At 40.8% G+C, this 20683-nt stretch carries 20 protein-coding genes and 4 tRNA genes; 12 read left to right on the forward strand and 12 right to left on the reverse strand.

The window, feature by feature from the left end:
• Window positions 1-4: 4 nt before the first annotated feature.
• Window positions 5-1822, forward strand: coding sequence for a citrate/2-methylcitrate synthase (locus AC5SLP_RS09305; protein ID WP_495254881.1), 1818 nt, complete (start codon window positions 5-7; stop codon window positions 1820-1822).
• Window positions 1823-2220: 398 nt separating this feature from the next.
• Here AC5SLP_RS09305 and AC5SLP_RS09310 read toward each other — a convergent pair whose 3' ends face one another.
• The 5 genes from AC5SLP_RS09310 to AC5SLP_RS09330 form a co-directional block, all read right to left on the reverse strand.
• On the reverse strand, window positions 2221-2826 hold the full coding sequence (locus AC5SLP_RS09310) for a class I SAM-dependent DNA methyltransferase (protein ID WP_495254882.1): 606 nt from the start codon (window positions 2824-2826) through the stop codon (window positions 2221-2223).
• 82 nt (window positions 2827-2908) lie between these two features.
• A complete protein-coding gene (amrB, locus tag AC5SLP_RS09315; protein ID WP_495254883.1) occupies window positions 2909-3700 on the reverse strand; it encodes an AmmeMemoRadiSam system protein B in 792 nt (263 codons plus the stop codon).
• A complete protein-coding gene (gene amrS / locus AC5SLP_RS09320) occupies window positions 3690-4682 on the reverse strand; it encodes an AmmeMemoRadiSam system radical SAM enzyme (RefSeq protein WP_495254884.1) in 993 nt (330 codons plus the stop codon). Before amrS ends, amrB begins: the two co-directional genes overlap by 11 nt.
• Window positions 4682-5224, reverse strand: a complete 543-nt coding sequence (gene amrA, locus AC5SLP_RS09325; protein WP_495254885.1) for an AmmeMemoRadiSam system protein A — start codon at window positions 5222-5224, stop codon at window positions 4682-4684. Before amrA ends, amrS begins: the two co-directional genes overlap by 1 nt.
• A gap of 14 nt (window positions 5225-5238) precedes the next feature.
• A complete protein-coding gene (locus tag AC5SLP_RS09330) occupies window positions 5239-6324 on the reverse strand; it encodes an amidohydrolase family protein (RefSeq protein WP_495254886.1) in 1086 nt (361 codons plus the stop codon).
• Between the two features lie 116 nt (window positions 6325-6440).
• Here AC5SLP_RS09330 and AC5SLP_RS09335 point away from each other — a divergent pair, with 116 nt between their 5' ends.
• From AC5SLP_RS09335 to AC5SLP_RS09355, 5 genes are all read left to right on the forward strand, one after another.
• A complete protein-coding gene (locus AC5SLP_RS09335; RefSeq protein WP_495254887.1) occupies window positions 6441-6923 on the forward strand; it encodes a DUF6622 family protein in 483 nt (160 codons plus the stop codon).
• A gap of 68 nt (window positions 6924-6991) precedes the next feature.
• Window positions 6992-7378 carry a hypothetical protein gene (locus tag AC5SLP_RS09340; protein ID WP_495254888.1) on the forward strand — a complete coding sequence of 129 codons (387 nt, stop codon included), beginning with the start codon at window positions 6992-6994 and terminating at the stop codon, window positions 7376-7378.
• A 51-nt stretch (window positions 7379-7429) separates the two neighbouring features.
• On the forward strand, window positions 7430-8233 hold the full coding sequence (locus tag AC5SLP_RS09345; RefSeq protein ID WP_495254889.1) for a helix-turn-helix domain-containing protein: 804 nt from the start codon (window positions 7430-7432) through the stop codon (window positions 8231-8233).
• A gap of 36 nt (window positions 8234-8269) precedes the next feature.
• Window positions 8270-9163, forward strand: coding sequence for a DMT family transporter (locus tag AC5SLP_RS09350; protein WP_495254890.1), 894 nt, complete (start codon window positions 8270-8272; stop codon window positions 9161-9163).
• Between the two features lie 79 nt (window positions 9164-9242).
• The gene (locus AC5SLP_RS09355) at window positions 9243-10142 is read left to right on the forward strand and encodes a DMT family transporter (protein WP_495254891.1); all 900 of its coding nucleotides are present in this window, start codon (window positions 9243-9245) and stop codon (window positions 10140-10142) included.
• Here AC5SLP_RS09355 and AC5SLP_RS09360 read toward each other — a convergent pair.
• On the reverse strand, window positions 10105-10671 hold the full coding sequence (locus AC5SLP_RS09360) for a YqiA/YcfP family alpha/beta fold hydrolase (RefSeq protein ID WP_495254892.1): 567 nt from the start codon (window positions 10669-10671) through the stop codon (window positions 10105-10107). The two genes, AC5SLP_RS09355 and AC5SLP_RS09360, sit on opposite strands and share 38 nt — an antisense overlap.
• An 85-nt stretch (window positions 10672-10756) precedes the next feature.
• On the opposite strand from AC5SLP_RS09360, the gene AC5SLP_RS09365 reads away from it, so the two are divergent.
• The 3 genes from AC5SLP_RS09365 to AC5SLP_RS09375 all read left to right on the forward strand — a co-directional run bounded on the left by AC5SLP_RS09365 (window position 10757) and on the right by AC5SLP_RS09375 (window position 13614).
• The gene (locus tag AC5SLP_RS09365; protein WP_495254893.1) at window positions 10757-11041 is read left to right on the forward strand and encodes a hypothetical protein; all 285 of its coding nucleotides are present in this window, start codon (window positions 10757-10759) and stop codon (window positions 11039-11041) included.
• Between the two features lie 3 nt (window positions 11042-11044).
• Window positions 11045-13108 carry a molybdopterin oxidoreductase family protein gene (locus AC5SLP_RS09370; RefSeq protein WP_495254894.1) on the forward strand — a complete coding sequence of 688 codons (2064 nt, stop codon included), beginning with the start codon at window positions 11045-11047 and terminating at the stop codon, window positions 13106-13108.
• Window positions 13109-13173: 65 nt separating this feature from the next.
• Window positions 13174-13614, forward strand: a complete 441-nt coding sequence (locus AC5SLP_RS09375; RefSeq protein ID WP_495254895.1) for a heme-binding domain-containing protein — start codon at window positions 13174-13176, stop codon at window positions 13612-13614.
• A 52-nt stretch (window positions 13615-13666) separates the two neighbouring features.
• Here AC5SLP_RS09375 and AC5SLP_RS09380 read toward each other — a convergent pair whose 3' ends face one another.
• The 5 genes from AC5SLP_RS09380 to AC5SLP_RS09400 form a co-directional block, all read right to left on the reverse strand.
• Entirely contained in the window at window positions 13667-15367 is a 1701-nt protein-coding gene (locus tag AC5SLP_RS09380; RefSeq protein WP_495254896.1) for a tetratricopeptide repeat protein, read from the reverse strand.
• Window positions 15368-15497: 130 nt separating this feature from the next.
• Window positions 15498-15585, reverse strand: a tRNA-Ser gene (locus AC5SLP_RS09385).
• Between the two features lie 35 nt (window positions 15586-15620).
• A tRNA-Cys gene (locus tag AC5SLP_RS09390) sits at window positions 15621-15694 on the reverse strand.
• 15 nt (window positions 15695-15709) lie between these two features.
• A tRNA-Leu gene (locus tag AC5SLP_RS09395) sits at window positions 15710-15797 on the reverse strand.
• Window positions 15798-15826: 29 nt separating this feature from the next.
• Window positions 15827-15901: transfer RNA gene (locus AC5SLP_RS09400), tRNA-Gly, on the reverse strand.
• A gap of 129 nt (window positions 15902-16030) precedes the next feature.
• On the opposite strand from AC5SLP_RS09400, the gene ilvD reads away from it, so the two are divergent.
• The 3 genes from ilvD to AC5SLP_RS09415 are packed head-to-tail and all read left to right on the forward strand — an operon-like array spanning window position 16031 to window position 18573.
• Entirely contained in the window at window positions 16031-17713 is a 1683-nt protein-coding gene (ilvD, locus tag AC5SLP_RS09405) for a dihydroxy-acid dehydratase (RefSeq protein WP_495254897.1), read from the forward strand.
• Complete coding sequence (locus AC5SLP_RS09410; RefSeq protein WP_495254898.1) at window positions 17713-18351, forward strand: MarC family protein; 639 nt, start codon at window positions 17713-17715, stop codon at window positions 18349-18351. Before ilvD ends, AC5SLP_RS09410 begins: the two co-directional genes overlap by 1 nt.
• Before the next feature lie 12 nt (window positions 18352-18363).
• Window positions 18364-18573, forward strand: a complete 210-nt coding sequence (locus AC5SLP_RS09415) for a hypothetical protein (RefSeq protein WP_495254899.1) — start codon at window positions 18364-18366, stop codon at window positions 18571-18573.
• 341 nt (window positions 18574-18914) lie between these two features.
• Here AC5SLP_RS09415 and AC5SLP_RS09420 read toward each other — a convergent pair whose 3' ends face one another.
• Window positions 18915-20585 carry a methyl-accepting chemotaxis protein gene (locus tag AC5SLP_RS09420; protein WP_495254900.1) on the reverse strand — a complete coding sequence of 557 codons (1671 nt, stop codon included), beginning with the start codon at window positions 20583-20585 and terminating at the stop codon, window positions 18915-18917.
• Window positions 20586-20683: the final 98 nt, after the last annotated feature.

Below are 20683 nucleotides of genomic sequence, written 5' to 3' on the forward strand. Positions count from 1 at the left end.
GAAAATGAGCGCTTTATTTACCAAAGAGACACAGGCGATTTTTTGGAATCTCAACACCAGTGCCATTCAAAGAATGTTGGATTATGACTACACAATCAATCGCACAAAGCCTTCTGTAGCGGCGATTGTAGCGCCTACATCCAACAACAAATTTGAAAAGTTTTTTTACGGTGCTGATGAGATTATGGTGCCTATCTTTAGAAACACTAATGACGCCGCAAACGCCTACCCACAAGCAGATATATTGCTTAATTTCGCTTCGTTTCGTACCGCGTATGACGTGACAATGGAAGCCATCGGCATCAAAGGGCATTTTAGGATGATTATGGTCACCGCTGAGGGAATCCCAGAACGACTGGCTCGAAAGATGAATCAAGCGGGTCGCGACGCGGGTGTTGTTATCATAGGACCAGCAACGGTGGGCGGTATCGCTCCAGGCGCGTTTAAAATCGCCAATATCGGTGGAACGATAGAAAACATCATTGCTTCAAAGCTTCATAGAGCCGGTTCAGGTGGGCTTGTAACGCGTTCAGGTGGGCTTTTTAACGAGCTTGGCAATATTATCGCTATGAATGCCGATGGCATTGCTGAGGGTATTGCCATCGGCGGGGATCGTTTTGTGGGTTCTGTTTTTATCGACAATCTCCTTCGCATGGAAGACAATCCCAATGTCAAATATTTGGTGCTTTTGGGTGAAGTGGGTGGTTTGGAAGAGTATAAAGTCATCGAAGCGGTCAAATCAGGGCGCATCAAAAAGCCTGTGATTGCGTGGTGTATTGGGACGATTGCGAAGTATTTTAGCTCAGGTGTTCAGTTTGGTCATGCAGGAGCGTCAGCCAATGCGGATGCCGAAACGGCTGGGGTTAAAAATAAAGCGATGGCAGAAGCAGGACTCTATGTGCCAGCTAGTTTTAATGACTTGCCACACACGATTGCCAAAGTTTATACGATGCTTTGCGAGCAAGGCGTGATTGAAAAGATCGTAGAGCCTGAGCTTAGAAGTATTCCAAAAGTGCGCCGAAGCAAAGAGTTCATCTGTACCATTTCGGATGACAGAGGCGATGAAGCGACCTATGCTGGTTATCCTATCAGCTCTGTGGCAACGCCTGAAACGGGCTTTGGTATTGGCGATGTGATAGCGCTCTTGTGGTTTAAAAAACGTTACCCAAAATGGGCAACAGACTATATCGAAACTGTTTTAAAAACCGTCGCCGATCATGGTCCAGCGGTTTCTGGAGCACACAATGCAAAGGTTACTGCGCGTGCAGGAAAAGATATGGTCAGCTCACTTGTGAGTGGTCTTTTAACCATTGGGCCTCGTTTTGGTGGAGCGATTGATGATGCGGCACGCTATTTTAAATACGCAAACGATAAAGGTATGAGTCCTGATGAATTTTTGGAGTATATGAAAAAAGAGGGCAAAACTATCTCAGGCATTGGTCATCGTGTCAAGTCTGTACGCAACCCAGATCTTCGTGTATCGGGTTTGAAAAAGTACGCACGTGCGCATTTCCCACAGACATCTTTGCTCGAATTTGCCCTAGAAGTTGAGAAGATAACAACCTCTAAAAAAGACAATCTTATCTTAAATGTCGATGGAACAATCGGTGTTTTGATGGTCGATATGTGGCGTTCTTTAGGCTATGCTGAGCATGAGATAGACAATTTTATTGAGGCAGGAACGCTCAATGCGCTGTTTGTTTTAGGACGTTCTATCGGATTTATCGGGCATATTTTGGATGAAAAACGCCTTGGAATGCCGATGTATCGCCATCCAACAGACGATATTTTATACAACGTAGAGCTCGCAGACGAGCTTTAAAACGCACACTTTTAGTAGGAAGAGTTTTTATAGCGAACTCTTCCTCACTCTTAAAATAAAAGCTCTCTATACCATCCGAACACTTCATTTTTTCATAAAACACGGGTATTTTTGAGCCCTAATTGACGGTAAAAAAGAGTGGTTTAAACGTAACTGTTACTAAATTACGCTTAAAATGGCTCTTTTTTAGAAGTAAATTCAAAAAAAATGAAGAAATAAAATTTTATGTAAAAAATACGTTACGTTTTGCAACACGTAGTATTTTAAAACGTAATTTTATCGTCATTTTGGCTTTACATGTAAAGATTTTAGAGGCAAAAAGAGGTCGTTTATGAAGAGATTATGTATTCATCTGTAAACAAAGTTGTGGGATAAAAAGCATCCCACGGAGGTATTTTTTACTGTTTGTATGCGGTGAGTAAAAAGATAGGATAATCGCCATACGGTTTTTTTGCCACACTAACAATTTCAATGTTCACATCTTCAAAGCCTGCTTTTTGAGCCCACATAGCAAACTCTTCTTGGTCAAATCCAAAGTGAAACACACCCATGTCTTCGGTGTGAAACGTGCCATCTTCTTTGTCCAAATCCGCTAAAGCGATGGTTCCGCCGCTGTTGAGCAAGCGGTAAAATTTATGAAAAAGGGCTTGCACGTCTTCAACATGATGAATCGTCATTGAAGAGATGATGCCATCAAAAGTTTCGTCAAGTTCATTGCTGACTAAGTCAAGTTCAAGCATGTTGAGCTCACACGCTAATTGCTCTTTTTTAGCGTAGAGTTGTTTATTCATCGAAGGGGAAACATCAATGGTTGTCATTTTGCGCACAAACGGGGCGATTTGCTCGGTCAAAAGTCCTGTGCCTGAGCCAAAATCCATCACATGGGTTGCCGTTTTATCGTAAGTAAGCCTCTCCAAAATAGCTTCGCCAATGTTTTTAACGTTGTTTGTACGTGCTGCTTCGTTTTCATATATCTTTGATTTTTCTGTAAAATAGTCTTTCATTCTCACCCTTTGTTAAAAGTGCGAAAAGTATAGCATAGAGACAGAGGAAAAAGAGATTAACGCATGAAACTAGCTTCTATGTTTAACCAAGGACGAATGACGCATAACCTACAACTCTTGTATCATCTTTTGTACGATCAAAACTGGTACGATAATCCAGAAAATATGGTTTTAAATTAGAATTTTGCACACTTTGAACCAGCGCTTTAATTCCCGTAATACCACACGCTTCACATCCGCCTGCTAACCCATGAATATCAAGATGTTTAATGGCTTGTATGCAGATATTATCAAGCCTATTTGCCTCTTCTTCAGTATAAAAATGGCTCAAATCGGTACTGATAACAATGAGAGTGTGCTCGTCGCCTAAGACCGCATCTATTAAGGGTGATAGTTCTTGGGCTAAGAGGTCTCCGTAAACGATTTCAACGACTTTAGCCTGCTTAAAGTAGTGCTGAATGAAGGGCATTTGAACTTCGGTGGAGTGCTCTTCATGGGCTGAGGGCATAAATTCTAAAAAAGAGTGATTTTTTTGAAGCTCATGTGAGAATTCCAAATCAATTTCTATATCGCCACAGGGCGTTTGATATTGCTCATACAGTGCAATAGATGCTCCTGCAATGTACACACGGTGGCTTGGTCCTATGACAATCACCCGTTTGATTTCATGGCACTTTGATGCAGCGTAATGGTAAGCGAGATTTGCGGTAAACCCGCTGTAAATATACCCCGCATGCGGAACAATAAGTGCTCTAGGAATCACGTCAAGTGAGCTTGGCAAAATGCCTTGACTAAAGTGATCAATGTAGTGTTTGATGTCACTACAACTATCGGGGTAAAACATGCCCGCGACAGCACTGTGTCTATATTTCATCAAAAACTCCTGCTAAAGGTTTATGACAGTGAGGACAACAGCCCTCGACCAGTCTATTTTCCAAGATTTCATACCCTTTTCGCTCAATCAAAATGGCATTACATGTAAAACAACGGGTAGGATTTTCGAGCCCGACATTACCGATGTAAATGTGCGCAAGTCCTGCTTCGTGGCCGATGGCTTGTGCACGTTGGAGCGTTTGAAGCGATGTATTGGGTAAACTCTGCTCGTGATAATCAGGATGAAAAGCGCTGATATGCCAAGGCGTTTCACATCCTAATTCTTTTGCAATAAATGAAGCGATGGCTTTTAACTCCTCATCGGAGTCATTTTTTGTGGGGACAATCAGTGTGGTCACTTCAAGCCAGATGCCATTGCGCTTAAAGTGTTTAAGGTTCTCTAAGATAGCCTCAAGCCCTCCTCCTAGCTCTTTTTTGTAGTAATCAGGATTGAAAGATTTAAGATCAACATTGGCCGCATCAATCACGCCTTTCATGTTATCGATGACTTCACTCGATTCAAAACCGTTGGTCACAAAGATGTTTTTGATGCCTTTTTCATGAGCTAAAATGGCAATGTCGTGCGCATAAGGATAAAAAATAGTGGGTTCATTGTAAGTGTAAGCAATGGAAGCACATTCGTATTTAAGTGCCATTTCTACAATTTGTTCAGGCGCTACAAACTCTTTTACATGTAATGTTTTTTCTTGCGAAATACTCCAATTTTGACAGAACGGGCATTTAAAATTACAGCCGATGGTTCCCAGTGAAAAAGCCCTACTCCCCGGCAAAAAATGGTACAGCGGTTTTTTCTCAACGGGATCGACATGAAGTGCGATAGGATAGCCATAAACAAGGTTTTTGATACTACCATCGACGTTTTGATTGACCCCACAAATGCCCGTTTGACCCTCTTTAAGATGACAATAGTGTGCACACAAGAGACACACTAAACGACTGCCTTCTGGTTTATAGTAGTGCATTAAGTAACCTTTTCAACCTTGTAACGCCAAATATCAGGGTGACTTTGTAAACAATTTTCTTCTAATCCCGCTTTTTGGCATAAGTGAGAGAAAAAAAGCTCGAAGCTAGGAAGTTGTTCCCATACTTGGGGTAAAAATGTGGCTTTGCGTGTTCCTCTTTGTAAAATGATGCCATCTTCTCCCATCTTAATTTTACTTTGAAGTTCTGCAATCGTCTCATAATCAACACGTTCAGGTTCACTCAGTAAGGAAACTTCAATGTGAACGCGTGAAAATTCTTCTAAAGAGAGTGGATAAAAACGTGGGTCATCAAAAGCGGCGGCTTTAGCATTGTAGATAAGGTCTTCTAATAAAGAACGGTGAGCGATGAGAGAGCCGATGCATCCTCGAAGTTGCTTATCCAGTGTGAGGGTAACAAAGGTAGCTTTGGGCTTGGCAAAATCAGGATAGCGCTCCACCATCTCTTGAACATTGAGCGTGTGGGTATGGTTGAATTCATCTTGAATTGCTTGTTTTGCAATCGCTAGGATCACCTGATGCATGGTATCTCCTTGGATTATTTAAAATCCTCTTGAAACACAAGTCTCCAAAAAGCTTTATAGGCAAGAATTTCCTGAATTTTTGGAGAGAAGTTGCTTAAAATTTCGCGTGCAACGCGTACTTTATCTTCTAAATTTCCTTGACGGTCACCACCGATATCAAAAGCCATCAAAAAGCGATAAGGATGGTCTTCGATGAGTTTAATCCATTCGGATTTAAGGCGTTTGTTCTCTGTATCCCACAAGGTTGCTTGATGTTCTTTGCTCGGTGGATAAATAGAATTCCAATCGCCAAAGGCAAGGTCAAAATGCAAATTGGGGTAATGCTCAATGAGTTCTCTCACATAGGCGGCAGAGTAGTGTTTCGCACGCTCGCTGTAACGAATTTGCCCCAAATGACACCAAATGACTTTAGACCGAGGGTAGGTTTGAAGCATTTTTTCAAGCGGTGCTAAAAGCCCATCTTCAATTTCATAATGAATTTCAAAAGGAATGCGCGTACGCTCTGAGAACTGAAAGAGTTCGTGCGCTGCGGGCGAGTCAATAGGAATACTAACGTCTCTAGTGGTTTCATTGCGCTTGGCTTGTCGTGGTGAAGGATAGTGACGAAACTCAAATTCTCCCAATAACGGATAAGCTTCTTGTACAGCGCGGGATGTGCTCTCTTTTGCAAAATCCAACGGTTCTTGCGTCCACACAGGATAGATACCCGCGGTAGTAGTTGGCACGTAACGGTACGGGTCGATTTCAATCAGGCGATGTACGGAATCATCCCACGTTTTTGCATGGTCTTCAAACTCTTTGGTTGAAACTTGGGGTGAAAAAGCAATGAGCGCTACATGGAGTTTATCCATCAACCCGGCATACTCTTTGGGGTTGAATTTTTGAGCATTAAAAGAAGACTCCACATCAATAATGGGGACATCCCCTTCTATTCGCATCACTTCAATGCGCGATTTCCAATTGGCTTTGAGGGTAGGAATATCAAAGGCTTGAACGACTTTGACATCATGGATGTGATTAAACTTGGGTATGGGTGAAAGACTGTTTTGTGCGTGAAGAAGTGCTGTCATGTAAAAGCAAGACAAGAGTATTTTGAGCATTCTTTGACCTTATTCCAAGAAGGTTAATCGTAAATTATTATATCTCAATTCAGGCTCAAAAGATGCAAAAGTCGATTTGCGTTATAATACTTTTCACTATTTAAAGAAGGAACGCCATGCAGGAATTTATAAAACATATCCCGTTATATGTGTTTGTAATTTTTATCGCATTGGTTATACTGGGGTATCAACAAAGCAAAGACCATATCGTCTCATTTAAAAGAGCCCTTATCGTACCGCTTTTTATGGTTCTTTTCTCTTTATACAGTGTCATTTCATCGTTTGGGATAAATGCTAGTCTCTTGATGTGGTTACTGGGCATGATGCTTATGTCGTTTCTTGGAATTCGCATTAAAGCATTTTATCACGCTATGTATCTGCATGAACAAAATGCCTTTGCCCTCAAAGGTAGTTGGATATGGTTTGTTGCGATGATGCTTATTTTTTGGATTAAATTTATCGTAGGTGTTATCATTGCTCGCGAACTTCCTCTTTTGCATGAGCTCTCTTTTAGTCTTGGCATTGGCTTTTTATATGGATGCCTCAGCGGTATTTTCGTGGCACGCGCCATGATTTTAAGGCGTTTACAACAGATTTAGGCTTTGCTTGTTTATTTTACATGTAAAAAAACATGGTACACTATTCGCTATTTTTTGAAGGAGTTTTCATGAGACAATGGATCGTAATGGCAACCTGTGTCGCACTTTTTTCAGGGTGTTCCCTTAATATGAATTTTTGGAGTCAAAAGGCACCTGCGCCCACTGAAAAAACAGAAGTAAAAATGACGCTTCCTTCTTCTATTTTGATGTACGAACTTGATATTACCGATAGACCTTATAAGAGTTTAGGTGAGCTAAGTGCGAGTGTGACCAAACTCAATCCATGGGGAGAAGAGCCAACGCAAGCCGAGGTCGAAGCCAAACTTAAAGAAGAAGCGTTGAAAAAAGGAGCGGACGCTCTGATTTACGTGCATTACACAAAACTCGGTGCTTCATGGAATCGTCTCAGTGGTATCGAAGGCAATGCGATAGCTGTGAAATTTTCACGGTACTAGAGCGCAACTTTGTTCTATTGTTAATGAGCACATTTCGGGTATAATTTTGTCATGAAACCCTCTTTATTGCACGACACTGTTTTTGAAAATATCATCCATTCCAACGGCACGTTTACGAGCCATTTTCACGATACCTACACCATTGGGCTGACGCATGATGGTATGTTTGAGTCTTCGGTTCATGGACACAAAACCAGTTGTGCTTATCAATACGCCACACGGATTATCAACCCTGGTGAAGTGCATTATGGTGATTCGCACGCATGGCAATACACTAACTTTTACCCTAGTAGTGAACTTCTCAGCAACTTATACGAGCAGATGTATGGCGAGTCCAAGATGGTTATTTTTGAAAAACACATCATTGAAGATATGACACTCTATCAACGCTTGCGCCACTTTTTTCACAGTGTTTATGCCAAAGAAGAGGCGATGAGCTCAGAGATTAAACTCATGGATGCCCTTTCGTATCTCATCACGCATTACGCACACAAGACCATTCCTTACCCTTTTACATGTAAAAATAAAAAGAGTATTTCGATGGTTGTGGAATACATTCATGAAAACCTTGACCATGAGATTTTACTCGATGAACTCTCTTCAACAGCGATGCTCAGTAAGTACCATTTTGTCAGGCTTTTTAAAGACCACATGGGCATCACACCGCACCAATATATTCTCTCAGAGCGCATCTATAAAGCCAAGTCTTTGGTCCTTGAAGGCGCTTCACTCACCCATGCCGCACTGCAAGCAGGATTTAGTGACCAGTCGCATTTCATCCGCAATTTCCGCAAGATTTATGGCTATTCCCCTAAAACACTGCTTCAAAAAAGCAATTTTATTCTATATTCTTGAGTCAAAAAGCTGTAAACTTTCGCGCAAGGAGTTTGCATGGCAAATAAAAATCTATTTTTCTTTTTACTGTTTATTTCGATGATTGCATGGGGCGGCTCATGGGTCAATGTGAAAGTCATCAGCCATTATGTGAATGCGTATGAAATGATGTTTATACGCTTTTTCATCACAGTCGTGGCGATGGTGCCGATTATTATCGTGCTGAAAAAATCGTTTAAAATTGATGCCAAAAGCTTTGCGTTAGCCGTTGTTTCAGCTCTGGTGATGATTGCATACATGAATTATTACTTCTTAGGAACTAAATTTGGTACGGCATCGCTGGGTGGCGCGATGGTGACGACACTGATTCCGATTAATACTTTTATTTTAATGGCGCTATTGCGTTCAAAAAAAGTGAGTCGAAAAGACACCTTTGCGCTAGCTTTAGGGGCTGTAGGCGTTTTAACGATGCTGCATGTTTGGAGCTTGGACGCAAAACATATCTTGGTGATTCAAAATATGTATTTTTTGGTGGCGTCTCTTTTGTGGGCGATTATGACGATTGTCAGCTCCAAAGCCACGAAGGTTTCGCCCATTATTTTTAGTTTTTATATGTACGTTGTGATGGTTGTTTTGGTGTGGATTTTTGCGATTGATACACATACGATACTATCGCATACGTACGATACATCTTTTTGGTTCAATATGCTGTGCATGTCTGTTCTCTCAACCGCTTTTGCCAATACCATTTTCTTTTTGGGCATCGAGCGACTGGGTGCGGCGGAGGTAAGCTCGTTTATCTTTTTGGTGCCGTTTTCAGCGATTATTCTCAGCGCCATTTTCTTGGATGAAAAAGTGGACTTGTTTATTGTGTTGGGTACCATTCTCACGCTGTGGGCAGTGAAACTTCTCAATAACATTCGCATAGGAAGAAAAAAAGTACGCTCCTAAATGAAAATGTGTTATAAAAAGCAATTTCATTCTATATAACGACAACCAAAAAGAGTAAAATTCGCGCCAAGGAGTTTCCATGACACAAAAAAATATTTTCTTTTTTTTACTGTTTCTTGCGATGGTTGCATGGGGTGGCTCGTGGGTCAATGTGAAAGTTTTAGGACATTACATCAGCGCTTTTGAGATGATTTTCTTGCGTTTTGGCATTACGGCGATTACGATGATTCCCATCATTGTGTGGCTTAAGCATTCGTTCAAAATTGACCTTAAAAGCTTTGGGTTGGTTGTATTGGCGGCGTTGGCATTGATTTTTTACAACAAATATTATTACCTTGGAACGAAGTTTGGTACGGCCTCTTTGGGTGGTGCGATGGTGACGACGATGATTCCTATTTTAACGTTTGTTTTTTTAGCGTTACTAGGCACTAAAAAAGTGAGTTCTAAAGACCTGTTTGCGCTAGGTTTGGGTGCGGTGGGAGTTTTGACGATGCTGCATATTTGGACGTTTGATTTAGCCCATATTTTAGTGATTCACAATCTCTATTTTTTATTGGCGGCTATTTTGTGGGCAGTTTTGACGATTATCAGTTCCAAATCAACCAAGATTTCGCCCATCGTGTTTACGTTTTACATGTACATTATGTCCGTTGTCTTTGATTGGCTTTTCTTTGTCGATGTGAGCACGATACCTTTTGCATCATTTGATGGCATTTTTTGGCTTAACACGCTGTTGATCTCTCTCGCAGCGTCTACCTTTGCCAATACGATCTTTTTCTTAGGTATTGAAAAATTAGGCGCTGCCGAGGTGAGCTCGTTCGTCTTTTTGGTACCGTTTTCGGCGATCATTCTCAGTGCCGTTTTTTTAGGTGAAAAAGTCGATCTTTTCATCATCATTGGAACGGTTTTAACGCTTTATGCGGTCAAGTTACTCAATAATATTACAATTTTAAAGCGACGCCGAAAAAACGTCGAATAGTCTCAAAGTGGCGCTCTAGTCCTTCAAAACTGTGAGTGCCACCCTCTTCTACGATTATTTTTGCACCCTCTAAAACATCAAACGCCTCTTCGTAATCGAGTACCTCATCGCCTGTTTGAAGCAAGACGAGCAGGTTCTCAAGATTGGGTTCTTCAATCTCGTAACTCTCTAACATTTCAAGATGCGATTCGTTCCACTCGTACGCTGAGTTATCGTAATAATTCACCCCATGTCCGATGGCGCGCTCCAGTGTCTCAGGGGCATTGATGGCGGGGTTAATCAGCACGGCTTTAAGGTTGTACTTATCGCTGAGATAAAGCGCGTAATAGCCGCCCAAAGATGAGCCCATTAGATACACAGGTTCTTGATAGGATTCAATCAGTTCGCTGAGTGTTTTAATCGCAAGATCGGGAATGGTGGGCAAGGATGGTGCAATAAAACGAATACCCTCTTTTTGGCAATATGCACGAAGCAGTTTCGCTTTACTTGCCTCTCCGCTTGAGCCAAATCCGTGAATATAAATAATCATAGCATGCCTTTATGTAACAAATAAAGGTGAGTATAGCAAAAGTTTCGTTAGGCTATAATACGCACAATTACTTCAAGAGGTTAGCATGAAATTAAATGAATTAGAGGCTCGAAAAATCATTCAGATGGTGATGGGTGAGAAGCGTGAACTTACAAAAAGCGATGAAGAGCTGGCACTGCTTCTTAAAAAGCGATTGACCAAAAAAGAGTGCGAAGTTTTAAATACAGAGGTCTCTGGTAAAGATAAAGAAGCGACGATGATTGAGCAAAAAATAGATGCAGTACGTTACGATGCGCTCAAAGCGAGTGCTATTAAAAAAATTAAAAATGAATCCGTTCACGGAGATTTTTACTATACCAAAGGTGAATAAAACATGGAGCAAATGGAAGTCATAGACAGCGTTTGTACTTATTGTGGTGTGGGGTGTGATATTGCCGCCAACGTCAAAGACAATACGATTCAAAGCATTTTTGCTCACCCTGAGGGTGTCGTTTCAGAGGGCAATTTATGTGTCAAAGGCAAATACGGTTTTGAGTTTGTCAATGCCCCCGATCGTCTCAGAACGCCACGGATTCGCAAGCGTTTTTTAGCGAATAACCCTGCCATTTACGAAGCCATCGCTTTACATGTAAACGAATTGGATGAAGAATGGGTTGAAACCACACTGGATGCCGCAACCACTGCAGCAGCGATGAAACTTCACGAGATTCAAAAGAAATACGGGCAAAAAAGTGTCTGTTCCATCGGTGGGGCGCGAACCTCGTGCGAAAGTTCATACCTGCTTCAAAAATTTACTCGCCACACGTTAAACTCTCCCCATGTTGATAACTGTGCGCGCATCTGCCACTCGCCTAGCCTTAAAGGGATGCGCACGACCATTGGCGAGGGTGCTGCGACCAATCCGTACAACGATATTTATCAAGCAGAATTTATGATTGTCATTGGCTCCAATACCACCGAAGCGCACCCCATCATTTCCAATCGTATCGTCGATATGGCAACGAAGCACGATAATTTAGCCGTCTTTGATGTACGTGAAATTACCTTGCATCGTTTGGCAAAATACAAAGGCATCATTCCTCACGAGTCTAATCTACTGATTTTAAATATGATGGCGTATGTCATCATCACCGAAGAGCTTTACAATGAGCATTTCCTAGCAGATCGCACGCTTGGATTTGATGCGTTTAAAGAGAAAATTTTGAACGACCCTTTTGCCAATCCGAAGTATTTTGAAACGATTGAAGGTTATGAATACCTAAGCAAATTGATTCCCAAAGTGGCACGCGAATATGCGCTCAAAAAGTCGATGATTTTCTGGGGGCTTGGCATTACGGAGCACATTGACGGTTCATACGCAGTCATGGCAATCACGCACCTTGCACTCATGACAGGCAACATTGGAAAAGTGGGCGCAGGCTTGATGCCTCTTCGCGGACAAAATAACGTCCAAGGGGCGTGCGATATGGGTATGCTTCCTTACTACGACCCCGATTATCAAACGCCTAAAGAGATTGGATTGATGACACCGCAACTCGTGGAGGCAATGTTTGAAGGGCGTATTAAAGCGGTAATCAATATGGGTGAAGACTTGACGCATGTGCATCCCAATAGCAATAAAGTCAATGCCGCACTCGATACACTGGAGTTTATTTTCGTTCAAGAGCTGTTTATGACGGAAATCGCAAAACGTGCAGACATTGTCGTGGGCGTCAAATCGGCATATGAAAAAACAGGTGTTTATGTCAATGCTATGCGACGGCTGCATCTTTCGCAACCGCTCGTGAAATCGGACTTGCCAGACGATTGGGAAGTAATTCAATTGATTGATACTAAACTGGGCGGAAAGTACAACTACAAAGATTCCAAACAGATTTGGGATGAAGTGCGCGAAGTGGCGTACCGACGTTTTTCAGGGGCAAGCTACAATCGGCTTGAGCGTCACCGTGTGCGTGGGCTTCAATGGCCTGTGCATACCGAAGATACGCCTGTGTTGCATCAACTGGACTTTCGAACGGAAGATGGGTATGGTAGATTTCATTACCACCAATATGAACTACGAGGCATGGTGCAAGAATTGAGTGAAAAGCGACTTGTAGGGTATCATCTCACGACGGGGCGAACCCTTGCGCAGTACAATAACGCTTCTCAAACCAGTCGCTGTGAAAAACTCAACAAACGTTACGATGAGACCATCTTGCTGGTCAATGAAAACGACGTGGCTGATTTTAGCAGTGAAAAAGTAATTTTAAAAACGCCGTATGGGCAAAGCGCACCACTGAGAGTCAAATTGACCGATAAAGTCCAACCCAAAACGCTTTTTTGCACCTTTCATCATGCCAATTCACACATCAACACTCTTTTTGGCGACAGATGTGATGAACTTATCTTAACGGCAGCGTTTAAGTCCATCAAAGTGGAAGTCATCAATGTTTAACAATTTGGTTTTTGTTTATACTTGCGTGTTAAAATAATGATATTTTAATTTTAAGGAAGCTTTCGATGAAAAAAATACTTTTTGGATTATTTGCTCTTGTGATAGTGATTCAATTTATACGCCCCAATTTTAATAATCCAAAAGTTGATGAAAGAATTGCATTAAAAGCGGATGACAAAGCGATGGTGGTTCTCAAAAAAGCCTGTTTTGATTGTCATTCCAATGAAACAACATATCCTTGGTATCACAATGTCGCACCTATTTCTTGGTTTATGGCTGACCATATTGATGAGGGAAGAAAAGCGCTTAATTTCTCAACATGGGCAAATATCAATGCGGATATAAGAATAAAAAGAATTGAACGTGCAAAACAGCTTATCAATAATGGCTTAATGCCATTAGGAAGCTATACGTTCATGCATGAAAAATCGAAATTAAACGCAGAAGATAAAAAGACACTTGAGCAATTTTTCGACCAACAACTCCAACAACTTCAACAATCATAATGATGTTTTATCATTTCGTGTATTTAGAACTTCTAAATACACGAATCGTTATTTAGTGAAATTTATCGTCCAAAAAAGCCTTTAACTGCACCAAACAGCTATCCCAATCATTGATTTTTGTTTGTCGCATCAATTGTGCGGAAGGGTACCATGGACTATCGCTTCTATCGCTCATCCATCTCCAATCGGGTACAAAGGGTAGCAAAATAATCGTTTCTTTGTTCATGGCACATGCTAAATGAGCTACGCTTGTATCGACACTGATGATTAAATCCATACAATCGCAAAGTCCAGCCGTATCGGTGAAATCATTTAATTCATCCTCAAAACAGTGAATATGTGGATTGTTTTGCAGTATCGGTCTATCTTTTGCTCGTATCTCTTTTTGTAAGGCAATATATTCAAATCTTTGAGGTAAATAAGCTAACAATAGCGATAAAGCGAGACTGCGATTATGATCGTTGTTATGCAGGGGGCTACCATTCCATACAAGTCCAATTTTTGGCTTGATGAGATGCTTGAGTTTTTCTCTCCAATAATCTCTCTTGTGAATATTAGCTGTTAGATAAGGCATGGAACAAGGAATATTATCTAAAGATGTTTGAAAGACTAAAGGCAAGCTCATCAACGGGCAATGATAGTCAAAATGCGGTAAGACATCACCTTTTAAAACGAAGTGATGAACCCCTTTGAATTGATGAAATAATTGGTATAAAGGTTCTGGGATTTCAAAAATGATTTTGCTATCAAGATGAGCTAATCGTTCGATATAGCGAGAAAAGTGTATGGTGTCACCTAAACCTTGTTCTGCATGAATAAGGAGTGTTTTATCTTTTAAATCTTCTTTTCCTAGCCAAAGGGGTTGTGAAAAATTGCGTGCAAATGAAGTAAAATCATCTTTATACCACCGCCATTCGTACAAATCAAACCCTTTTTTTAAATCGCCCAATAACAAGAGAAGTAACGCTTTATTCCTATATGCCCCAGGAAATCTTGGATTGATAGCAATGGCGTGATTATAATCTTCTAAGGCGTCATGGTATCTTTGTAATGCCTTTAACGTATTTCCACGATTAGAATACGCTGTGGCAAGCTGTGGCTTTAAAGCGATAGCGCGATTGTAGTTTTCTAAAGCGTCTTCATATCGATACAACTTTGTAAGCGTAGCTCCTTTATTTGCATACGCATCGGCATGTTTTGGATTAAGCGCAATTGCTTTGTTATAACAGTCTAATGCTTCTTCATATCTTTGCAGTGTGTATAACGTAATTCCTCGATTAGAATGCGCATCGGCATAAGAGGGTTGTAACAATAGAGCCCTATCATAGCTCTCCAAAGCTTCTTCATATCGATGTAACATTTGTAAAATATTTCCACGATTGGAATGTAAAATTGCGTAGTGAGGATTTAAGCTTATAGCTTTATCATAACTTTGTAGCGCTTCATCAAATTTTCGTAGTATTTTTAGCACGACGGCACGATGTGCATGAGCGTCGGCATGATTTGGATGAAGCGTAAGTGTTTTATCGTAATTCTCTAAAGCCATTTCATACTGATGTAGTTCTTCTAACGTATTGCCAAGTCGATAGTAAGCTTCAAATGAGTACGGATCTATTTGTAATATTTCAGTGTAATAAGCTTGCGCTTGTTCAAATTGGCCTTTGAGGTACAAAGACTGTGCGGTATCAAATAAGCTTTGTAATTGTAAAAGTTGTTCTACGGAGTTTTGATTCTTTAAAGGATGTCTTCTCATCAAAAACCTTATGGAAAATACTTTGGCTGATTTTTCAATAGCATGTTTTATTTGTGTAATACTATAGTATGTTTACTAAGGGCTTTGTAAAGTTGCTGTTAAGATTATGTTTTGGGTGAACTCAAAGGAGTGGCCGGGAGAGAGGGATTTGAACCCCCGGAGGTATTACCCTCAACGGTTTTCAAGACCGCCGCATTAAGCCGCTCTGCCATCTCCCGACAGATAAAGAATGTATTGTATTTAAGTATTAAGGTGGAGGCGACACCCGGATTCGAACCGGGGATCAAGGCTTTGCAGGCCCATGCCTTACCGCTTGGCTATATCGCCACCGAATCATAAAGGTGGTGCCCGGAGCCGGATTTGAACCGGCACAGGAAAAACTCCCGAGGGATTTTAAGTCCCTTGCGTCTACCAATTTCGCCATCCGGGCAACGCGTTTCTTTTTTAACTTAAACTAAATGGAGCGGGAAACGAGGTTCGAACTCGCGACCCCAACCTTGGCAAGGTTGTGCTCTACCACTGAGCTATTCCCGCACTTAAAAAAGAGATGAGAGTATAGCAGTTTTTTTTGATAATGTAAAGTGATTTACGTAATTTTTTTTACATGTAAAGTTTTTTAGTGAGGGTTTGCTATAATTTCTGAAAAATATTTAAGGAAGCATGATGCGTAGTGATCAGGTAAAAAAAGGGTATAACAGAGCGCCTCATCGAAGTTTGTTTCGAGCAACTGGGCTAAAAGATGAAGATTTTAATAAACCATTTATTGGTGTCGCAAATTCGTATATTGACATCATCCCCGGTCACTTCTTTTTGCATGAGTATGCCGTCATCATTAAAGATGAAATTCGCAAGAATGGCTGTGTTCCGTTTGAGTTCAATACAATAGGTGTTGATGATGGTATCGCAATGGGACATGATGGTATGCTCTACTCCCTTCCAAGCCGTGAAATTATTGCCAATTCCATTGAAACAATGATGAACGCGCACATGTTGGATGCAATGATTTGTATTCCAAACTGCGATAAAATCGTTCCTGGAATGATTATGGGCGCACTTCGTGTCAATGTTCCAACGGTATTTGTGAGCGGTGGACCGATGAAAAAAGGTTATACGAAAGAGGGAGCACCTCTTGATCTAAACTCTGCTTTTGAAGCGGTTGGTAAGTTTGAAAAAGGAGATATTACCGAATCTGAACTGACGGATATTGAGTGCAATGCCTGCCCAAGTGGTGGTAGCTGTTCGGGAATGTTTACCGCCAACAGTATGAATACCCTCATGGAAGCGATGGGTATAGCACTTCCAGGCAATGGCACTATCCCCGCTTTAACCCCTGAGCGAGAGGTGCTTTTACGAGCTGCTGCTAAACGTATTTGTGAAATTGCCACGGATGATCGCTTTAAGCTTAGAAATATTTTGAATGAAAAAGCCGTACGTAATGCATTTGCGATTGATATGGCTATGGGTGGAAGTTCCAATACGGTTTTACACATGTTGGCGATTGCCAAAGAAGCAGGCGTAAAATTTGCGATTAAAGACATTAATGAGATCAGCAAAAATGTTTCTCACATCGCTAAAATCTCTCCGTCTCTCTCAACCGTTCATATGGAAGACATCAACCGTGCTGGTGGCATGAATGCTGTCATGAAAGAGGTTAGTAGACGTGATAATGGCATTTTATATTTAGATAATTTAACCGTAACGGGTGAAACGGTTGGCGAGCGCATTGCCAATGCTGATATTAAAGACACCGCCATCATTCATACGCTTGAAAATCCTTACTCAAAAGTGGGGGGACTTGCGATTTTATTTGGTAACTTGGCTCTTGAAGGCTGTGTTATCAAAACGGCAGGTATTGTAGGAGCGCGCCAATTTATCGGTAAAGCGGTCTGTTTTGATTCCCAACAAGAAGCATTAGCGGGTATCGTGGGTGGAAAAGTTACCAAGGGTAATGTAGTAGTGATTCGTTACGAAGGTCCTCGTGGTGGTCCTGGTATGCAAGAGATGCTCTCTCCAACGAGTTTAATTATGGGCATGGGTTTGGGGGCTGATGTGGCGCTCATTACCGATGGACGTTTTTCGGGTGCTACCAGAGGATTGAGTATCGGTCACGTCAGTCCTGAAGCGGCTGAGGGTGGACTTATCGGATTGCTTCAAGATGGCGATACGATTCAAATCGATGTGGATGCTTATACCATTGAAGCATTGATTGATGAAGATGAACTTACGCGTCGTAAAGCGAGCTTTAAACCGAAACTAAAAGCAATTCAAGGAAGTTGGCTCAAACAGTATCGACAGCTTGTTACCAATGCAAGCAGTGGTGCTGTATTGAAAACTGAAGAGGCATAATGGCAGACTTTTTCAATCTGTTATTGCAACATACCATTACAATGATGGCGATTGTCGATCCTTTGGGAGTGAGTGCTATCATGCTCTCGCTCCTACCTCAAAGTACGACCAAAGAGCATATCACTAAAATTGCAGGAAAAGCAACAATGACCATTATTGTTGCTTTCTTTGTCGTTCTTTTAACGGGGAATTTTCTCCTCAATCTTTTTGGAATTGAGATTGATTCTCTTAAAGTAATGGGTGGCATTATTTTACTTCTTACGGCGATTAAGATGGTACAAGGTTCGATGGAGTCCAAAAATCAAACCGAGGAAGAGCGTGCTGAAGCGATTAAAAATGATGAATTTTCAGTGATTCCTTTGGGTATTCCTATCACTTTTGGCCCTGGGATTTTTGCCACCGTCATTATTTTGCGTGGACATAGTGAAAGTATTGCATCTATTGCGGCACTTGTATTGGCGTATCTGATTGTTGCTTTAAGTGTGTATCTTGCTTTTAAGAACAGTATTTATATCAGGCACTATCTTGGCATTACTGGGCAAAAAATTGTCAGCCGTTTGATGGGGCTTATTGTAGGAGCTATTGCGGTGCAATTTATTGTCGGTGGCGTCAGTACACTTGCAAAACATTACATGTAAAAAGGCTACGAAATGAATCAAGGTGGTTGGACGTGTCCCCACGATGTCGAGGGAGTATGTGACATTATTCATAAAGAGTGCGACCCTGGCGATAAAGGATGTGTCCTTTACGGTAAGGCAAAATTTGCGTGTGAAGATTCGCCATCTAATGAAGCTTTTGAAAAGAGGATGGAGCGAAAAATGCGTGAAATGTTAGGTGAGGATGGAAATACTAAGCCTTAGACAAGCTCGTTTGACTCGCTTGTCAGGCTTTACTTCATGTTTTTTAAAGTGATTGGCTCAATGTTAAATAGACAAAACCTGCGATAAACAAGAGAGCATTAATAAGTGTCATAACAACACCAGCGGTTAATAGATTGATTTTCTTCAACATTTGTAGCTCCTTTTAAATTTTCGGAATTATATCAACAAAAAAATTAAAAGTCAATTATGATAAAAAAAATATTTTTATATTTTCAGTGAAGTAACTTTTTTACACTTTATTTTACATGAAAATAAAAGGTGATAAAGTATATTTTTATTTAAAATTAAGCTTAAAAGATAAAATTAATTATGGAGCTAGGTTAAGATTTGGGGCGGTAGCCAATTCTAAATCCACCCCAATGACGGCCTTTGACATAAATTGGGATTGAAATATCATGCATAATATCACCATTTTCTCTACGATAAGTTTGCAAAAGGACGCGTTTTTCATGGTTTGCACCTCTTACACCACTGTCAGTAAAGATGCGTTTAGAGCGATTTCCAAAAAGATCTTTTTCATAATTGCCTGTGAGCGGCGCACGCGCATTGTGCGTTGAAATATATCCTGATTTATGCATCGCAACAGCATAGAAGAGTAATTCAGCGTTTTCTTTCATGAGTGTATCAACGATTGCAGGGAACGTTTGATCGGTAAACGAATCGTATCTGGTAGAATATTTTTGAGGATTGGTATTGGGGATTGGTTTAAAATTCGTATCAAAAATATCATCTATACTTAATTTGCCACTGTCAATAGCCGTCTCAAAGAGTGATTCAACCTGTTTCTTTGCCTCTAGGCATTTTTGATACATCTTTTCATGGTATTCGTCCATCGCAAATGCACTTAAGTTTTCATGTGCACTTTCAGCCCCTGTAATAATGGCTTGCGTTTGACCTGATATGGCTTTCATCTCTTTTGTACCCGATTCAAGCTGGTCACTGATTTTAGAAATCGCATCTTTAATCGTGAGCAACTGATCACTGTTATAATCAGAGCTTTGGGCAATAGTCGCGATTTGTTCTTCGATTTTTTCCGCATTTTGAATAAAAAGCTTAATCTCTTCACCCACAAATTGTACTTTATCGGATGCGCGCCCTACTTCGTTGCGCAATGCTTCAATACTGGCAAATACATCATTGGTATCTTGTTGAATTTGCTTAATGATCAAGGTAACTTCACTGGTTGATTTAGAGGTACGTTCTGCTAAATTCCTGACTTCATCTGCTACGACGGCGAACCCTTTCCCGTGTTCTCCAGCACGAGCGGCTTCTATTGCGGCATTAAGGGCTAAAAGGTTGGTTTGATCTGCTATATCATCGATAACCGTTGTAACGTTTTGAATGGTGAGCGATTTTTCTTTAAGGTCATTCACTTTAGAGGATGCGTCGGCTGTTTGAACATTAATATTGGACATATTTGCAATAATTTCATTGAGTTCTGCAATGCTTTTTCGACTTTCACTCATGGAGAGTTTCGCAAAAGAGGATGCTTCTTGTGAATTCGCACTCACGCGATTGACATGTTCGAAGATATTTTGTGCTGAAGCAGAGATTTCTCCAATAGATTTTGCTTTCTCTTCTAGTTTATGCGACATGGTATCAATAGAATACATCAGTTGAGCTGTTGCAATAGAGTTTTTGCCTGCACTTTGTGAGTAGTTTTCACTCAAATCAATTAATAGAGCAATTAAGTCATACGGCTTACTAAAAAGTGACTGGATAAGGCTGCTTTGATTGGTTACATGTAAAAACGCTTTTTGTGCTTCAACCCTCTTCTCTTTGTCACGTAAATTAAGATTAGACAGTAATGTAATCGCTTGTGAGAGAGGTTGAATAAGCTTGATATAGAGTATCCCAAGCGTGCATATAAAAAGTATGAGAGCGATGAAGATAATAAGAGAGGTTGGTAACCCCATAAATGTACCAAACATTACAATACTTAAAAGAAGTGTACACGCTATACTAACTGTCCAAAAGATGCGTTTAAGCATAAGATACCTTTTTATGATGTGCATATGCAAAATAGCGTAACAAAATTTTTATGATAAAAGCATGATAATACATCCCTTTATGAGTCGTGCCTATCAAG

The organism is Sulfurospirillum sp. E15m (genome assembly GCF_059415145.1).